The sequence below is a fragment of the Frankia sp. CcCS3 genome, from assembly GCF_977927575.1.
Window position 1 is genome coordinate 1 of sequence record NZ_CDWRCL010000253.1, and the last position, 5,502, is coordinate 5,502.

The following is a 5,502-nucleotide window of genomic DNA, read 5'->3' on the forward strand; positions in this document are numbered from 1 at the left end:
GCGCCGGGCCGATCGGGGGCGCGCGGCAGGCGGCCGAGACCGCGCCGGCCGGCGATGCGGCCGGCGATGCGGCCGGCGATGCGAGCGGCGAGGAGATCGTCCGGGTGGGAGGCGGGGATGGCTGAGGTCCGTGTGCTGGCCGAGGAGGCGCCCACCGCAGGCGTCTTCCGGCGCTTCTGGCCCTACCTGCGCCCGCACCGGGCGATCCTGGCCGTCGCGCTGCTGGCCAGCGTGGCCAGCACGGCGGCGGTGGTCGGCATCGCCCCGGCGATCGGCTGGGGGGTCGACGCGGTGACCGCCGGCGATCAGGGCCGCCTGTGGTGGGCGGTGGCACTGATGGTCGGGCTCGTCCTGGCCCGGATGCTCCTGCTGCGCTGGTCGGAGATCCTGCTCTCGTCGGCCGGGGAGCGGGCGATCCGCGGGCTGCGCGATCTCGTCGTCGAACGCCTCGCCCGCGCGCCCTTGCGGTTCATCGAGGCCCACCGCACCGGCGACCTGCTGCGCCGGTCTACCGGCGAGATCGCCGACCTGACCCTGTTCCTGCGTGACCAGCTGCCCAACCTGCTCGGGGTCGCCCTCACCGTTGCCCTGACCACGGTGTTGCTGCTGATCTACTCATGGCTGCTCGCGCTGCTGCTCGTCGCGCTGTTCGTGCCGATGGCGGTCGCCGTGATGGTCTGGTTCAACCGGGCCGCGCCCGAGACGTTCGGCCGGCAGGCCGCGGCGGACGCCACGATGACCGCGACTTTCACCGAGTCGCTCAACGCGCACGAGGCGCTGGTCGCGCCCGGGCGGCCCGAGGAGTGGGTGCGGCGCTTCCGGGCGGACAACGACGAGCTGCTGGTCGGGGCCGACCGGACCATCGCCGTCCAGAACCGCCTGGAGCTGTTCGGGATGATCGAGGGCCTGGCCACAGCCGCGCTGCTGCTGCTGAGCGTCTGGCTGGTCCGGGCGGGGCACCTGAGCGTCGGCACGGTCGTCGTGTTCGTGATCGCGACCCGCAACCTGTTCGAGAGCATGCTCACCCTGTCCGGGCTGGCCGGCCAGGCCCAGCTAGCCCGGGTGGGCCTGGCCCGCCTGACGGACCTGCTCGAGGCGCTGCCGCCGGCCGAGCCGGCCGCCCTCGCCGTCCCGTCGGCGCGGGCCGCGTCGCCGGCGCGGTACGACCTGCCAGTTCAGGGCGACCTGGTCGCAGACGGCCTCCGCTTCGGCTACGCCGACGGTAAGGACGTGCTGCGCGACGTCTCGGTCACTTTCCCGGCCGGCGACCGGGCCGGCATGGTCGGCGTCACCGGGTCCGGCAAGACGACGCTGGCCAAGCTGCTCACCGGGCTCTACGAACCGGACGCGGGGACGGTGCGCTACGGCGGGGTCGACCTGCGGTTCGCCCCGCCGGAGCAGGTCCGGGCGCGCATAGTCCTCATCCCGCAGCAGGTGCACATCATCACCGGCACCCTGGCCGAGAACCTGGCGCTCACGCCGGGCGCGCCGGACCGGGCGGCGATGGAGCGGGCGGTCGACCTGCTCGGCTTGGCCGAGTGGGTCGACCGGCGACCGGGCGGGCTGGACGCCGGGCTGGGCGCCCGGGGGGAACGGCTGTCCGCCGGCGAGCGGCAGATCGTCGGGCTGCTGCGGGCCGCGCTGGTCGACCCACCGGTGCTGCTGCTCGACGAGGCGACCGCCGACCTCGACCCCGATGTCGCGCGCCGCCTGGAGACCGCCGTCGAGCGGCTCCGCGCGGGTCGCACATTGATCGTTATCGCGCACCGGCCGACCACCATCGAACGCCTGCCGCGGATCGTCCGCGTCGAGGCCGGCCGCCTGAACTGATCCTGCCGCCGGATGCCGGAAAAATGAGGGAATTTCGGCGGCTGACGGGGGTAGACAAACGTGGCTGTTTTAGGTAAGCCTAACTTAAAGTAAAGAGCACCTAAGTCGCGGACTGAGATCCAAGGAGACGGCACCTCATGTCGACCAACCCGTTCGATGACGAAAAGGGCAGCTTCTATGTCCTGGTCAATGTCGAGGGCCAGCACTCGCTGTGGCCGACATTCGCGCCTGTGCCGGCCGGGTGGACGACGGTGCACGGAGCCGCGAGCAGGTCGTCCTGCCTGGAGTACGTCGAGGCCAACTGGACGGATCTGCGCCCGGCCAGCCTGATTGCCCGGATGGGCGCCGACCGCCCGCCCGCCGGCCGCCGGGAGACGGATGCCCCGGCTACGCAGGGCAGCGGCGACGGCGACGGCGCCGGCGCGTCCCGATGACGGCGCCGGTGGTCTACCGCGAACGGACGGTGCCGCTCGCCGGTGATCTGCTGGCGGCGGCGGCGCGGTTCGCCCGCCATACCGCGGCGCCGGTCACCGTCTACGAGCGGGACGGCGAGTGGCACTGCGGTTCGGGCGCTCTGGCCGAGGCCGTCGTGTACTGGGACGAGATCCGCTACCGCGCGGGCGGGGACTGGCGGGTCGAGTTAGTCGACGGCGCTCCGCTGCGCACCCTGGCCCGCGTCCTGGCGGCGCTCCCGGTCGCCGGCTGGCGGGCGTGCGGCTGGGCCGGCTTCGAGCTCGGTCCCCGGGCGCTCGGGCTGCCCGGGCCGGTCATCCCCGACCCGCTCATCCACCTGGTCATCCCGGCCCGCGAGGCGCGGCTGTCGGCGACCGGCGCGCTGCTGCGCGCGGCCGAGGAGGCTGATCTGGACGCACTCGCCGAGACCCTCGGCGGTGCGGCCGCCGACGAGCCGGGCGAACCCCGGCCGCTGGCCAATCTCGACCACGACGCCGACGACTACCGGCGGATGGTCGCGCGGGCCGTCGAGGACATCCAGGCCGGCCGGCTGCGCAAGGTGATCCTCTCTCGGGTCGTCCCCGTCGACGGCGAGATCGACCTGGTCGCGACCTACGAGCGGGGGCGGCGCGGCAACACGCCGGCCCGTTCCTTCCTGCTCGATCTGGACGGCCTGCGCGCGATCGGGTTCAGCCCGGAGACCGTGGTCAAGGTCGACGCCGACGGCCGGGTCTCCACCCAACCGCTGGCCGGCACGGCCGCGTTCGACGGCGGGGACGGAGACCGGGCCCGGCGGGAGGCGCTGCTACGCGACCCGAAGGAGATCTACGAGCACGCCGTGTCCGTCCAGGCGGCCCAGGACGAGCTCCGGCCGCTGTGCGCGCCGGGCACGCTGGTCGTGGACGAGTTCATGACCGTCCTCGAGCGGGGCAGCGTGCAGCACCTGGCCTCGCGGGTCAGCGGCCGACTCGCCGCCGGCCGGGACTGTTGGGACGCGCTGGCCGCCGTCTTCCCGTCCATCACGGCGACCGGCGCGCCGAAGGACGCCGCCTGCGCGGCGATCCGGCGCTACGAGCCGTCGCCGCGCGGCCTCTATAGCGGCGCCGTGATCAGCACGACCTCGGACGGCGCCCTCGACGCCGCCCTCGTCCTGCGGACGGCGTTCCAGCACGACGGCCGGACCTGGCTGCGGGCCGGGGCCGGCGTCGTCGGGGCGTCGCGCCCGGAACGGGAGCTGGAGGAGACGCGCGAGAAGCTACGCAGCGTCAGCCGCTTCCTCGTGCCGGCCGTGCCGGCCCAGCCGGCCCGCCCGGTCCCGGCGGCGGTCGATGATCTGGAAGCGCTCGGCGATCTCGAAAGGCTCCGGCGCACCGTCGCCGAGCTGCTCGGGGAGGATCCGGCCGAGCTCGGGGACGACGACAACCTCTTCGAGCGGGGCCTCGAGTCGATCGCGCTGATCCGGGCGATCGGGGGCTGGCGGCGGGCCGGCATCAAGGTCAACTTCGCGGAGCTGGCCGAGACCCCGACCCTGGACGGCTGGTTCAAGCTGCTGGCCGGAAGGCAGCCCGCCGTCATGCTCCAGCCCGGGAGCGAGGAACCCGCGAGCGAGCCGGCCCCGCCCGCACCGGTGGCCGTCGCGCCGGCCGAGGCTGACGGCGCCGAGTTCCCGTTGGCGCTCATGCAGCACGCCTACTGGATCGGGCGCGGCGACGGGCAGCCCTACGGCGGCGTCGCCGCGCACCTCTACACCGAGTTCGATGGGAACGCCCTCGATCCGGCCCGGCTGGCCGCCGCGATCGAGCGGCTCATCGAGCGGCACGAGGCGCTGCGGACCCGGATCACCGACAACGGCGGCCAGGTCGTCGAACCGGCGCCCGGCTGGCGCGGCCTGATCGTCCACGACCTGCGCGACCTGGACGAGGACGCCGCCGCCACCCGGCTGGCCGCCGTCCGCGACCAGTTATCCCACCAGATGCTCGACATCGAACGGGGGGAGGTCTTCTCGACCGCGCTGAGCCTGCGGCCCGACGGCACGACCCGCTTCCACCTCGACGTCGACATGGTCGCCGCCGACGCGGTCAGCTACCGCGTGCTGCTGGCCGACCTGGCCGAGGAGTACGGGTGCCCGGACGAGGTCGCGCCCGCGCCGGCTTACAGCTACCGCCGCTACCGGGCGGAACGCGACGCTCTCCCGCGCGCGGCGGCCGAGCGGGCCCGGCGCGCCTGGCTCGACCGCCTGCCCGGCGTGCCCGGGGCGCCCCAGCTCCCGCTGGTACCGAGCCTCGGCGCCCCCGGCGAGCCCGGCGGACCGCCCCGGGTTTCCCGGCGTCACTTCCAGCTACCGCCACCCGCCCGCGAGGCCCTCGGCCGGGCGGCCCACCGGCACGGCATCACCCCGGCCATGGCCGTCGCGACCGCGTTCGCCGAAGTGCTCGGCGGCTGGAGCGCGCAGTCGCGCTTCCTCCTCAACGTCCCGCTGTTCGACCGCGAGCAGCTCCACCCCGACGTCAACCGGATCGTCGGCGACTTCACCAGCTCGGTTCTGCTGGAGATCGACCTGACCGACCGCATTCCGTTCGTCGAGCGGGCCCGCCGGATCCAGACCCGGCTGCACGCTGACGCTGCCCACGCCGACTACTCCGGCGTCGAGGTGCTCCGCGCCCTGGGCCGCCACCGGGGCGAACCGGTGCTCGCGCCGGTCGTGTTCACCAGCGCGCTCGGCCTCGGCGAGCTGTTCGATGCCTCGGTGCGCCGGGAGTTCGGCCAGCCGGTGTGGATCATTTCGCAGGGCCCGCAGGTCCTGCTTGACGCCCAGGTCACCGAGCTTGACGGGGGCCTGCTGGTCAACTGGGACGTCCGTGAGGACACGTTCGCTCCCGGCGTCGTCGACGCGATGTTCACCGCGTTCGAACGGCTCGTGCGGGGTCTGGCCGACCCCAGCCCGGCCGGCCCCGGCCCGGCGCCAGCCACGGACGGCACGGCCTGGGACCAGCCCGTCGACGGCCTCCTCGGCGAGTCCACCCGGACGGTGCGACGCCGGGTCAATGCGATCGAGGGACCGGCGTCCACCCGCCTGCTCCACGAGGAGTTCTTCGCGGCGGCGGCGCGGCGTCCGGACGCGCTCGCGCTGCTGTGGGACTCAGCGGCCGGCGGCGGCGAGTCGCCGGTGCGCCGGTCGCTGTCCTACGGCGAGCTGGCCGCCCGGGCGACGGCGGTGGC

Annotated in this window: 3 protein-coding genes; all 3 read left to right on the forward strand. The window is 74.3% G+C overall.

Features of this window, described 5'->3' with window-relative positions; all coding sequences use genetic code 11:
- The first annotated feature begins 117 nt into the window (after positions 1–117).
- Positions 118–1,830 carry an ABC transporter ATP-binding protein gene (locus AC08OQ_RS17285; protein ID WP_476612203.1) on the forward strand — a complete coding sequence of 571 codons (1,713 nt, stop codon included), beginning with the start codon at positions 118–120 and terminating at the stop codon, positions 1,828–1,830.
- A gap of 137 nt (positions 1,831–1,967) precedes the next feature.
- The gene (locus tag AC08OQ_RS17290; protein WP_476612204.1) at positions 1,968–2,264 is read left to right on the forward strand and encodes an MbtH family protein; all 297 of its coding nucleotides are present in this window, start codon (positions 1,968–1,970) and stop codon (positions 2,262–2,264) included.
- Positions 2,261–5,502, forward strand: a 3,242-nt coding sequence (locus AC08OQ_RS17295) for a salicylate synthase (protein ID WP_476612205.1), incomplete at its 3' end; no start/stop codon positions are given. The genes AC08OQ_RS17290 and AC08OQ_RS17295, both read left to right, overlap by 4 nt.

Bases quoted from the DNA above. Each gene is read 5' to 3' on its own strand.
- AC08OQ_RS17285 (WP_476612203.1), top strand. From the start codon at position 118: ATGGCTGAGGTCCGTGTGCTGGCCGAGGAGGCGCCCACCGCAGGCGTC.
- AC08OQ_RS17290 (WP_476612204.1), top strand. From the start codon at position 1,968: ATGTCGACCAACCCGTTCGATGACGAAAAGGGCAGCTTCTATGTCCTG.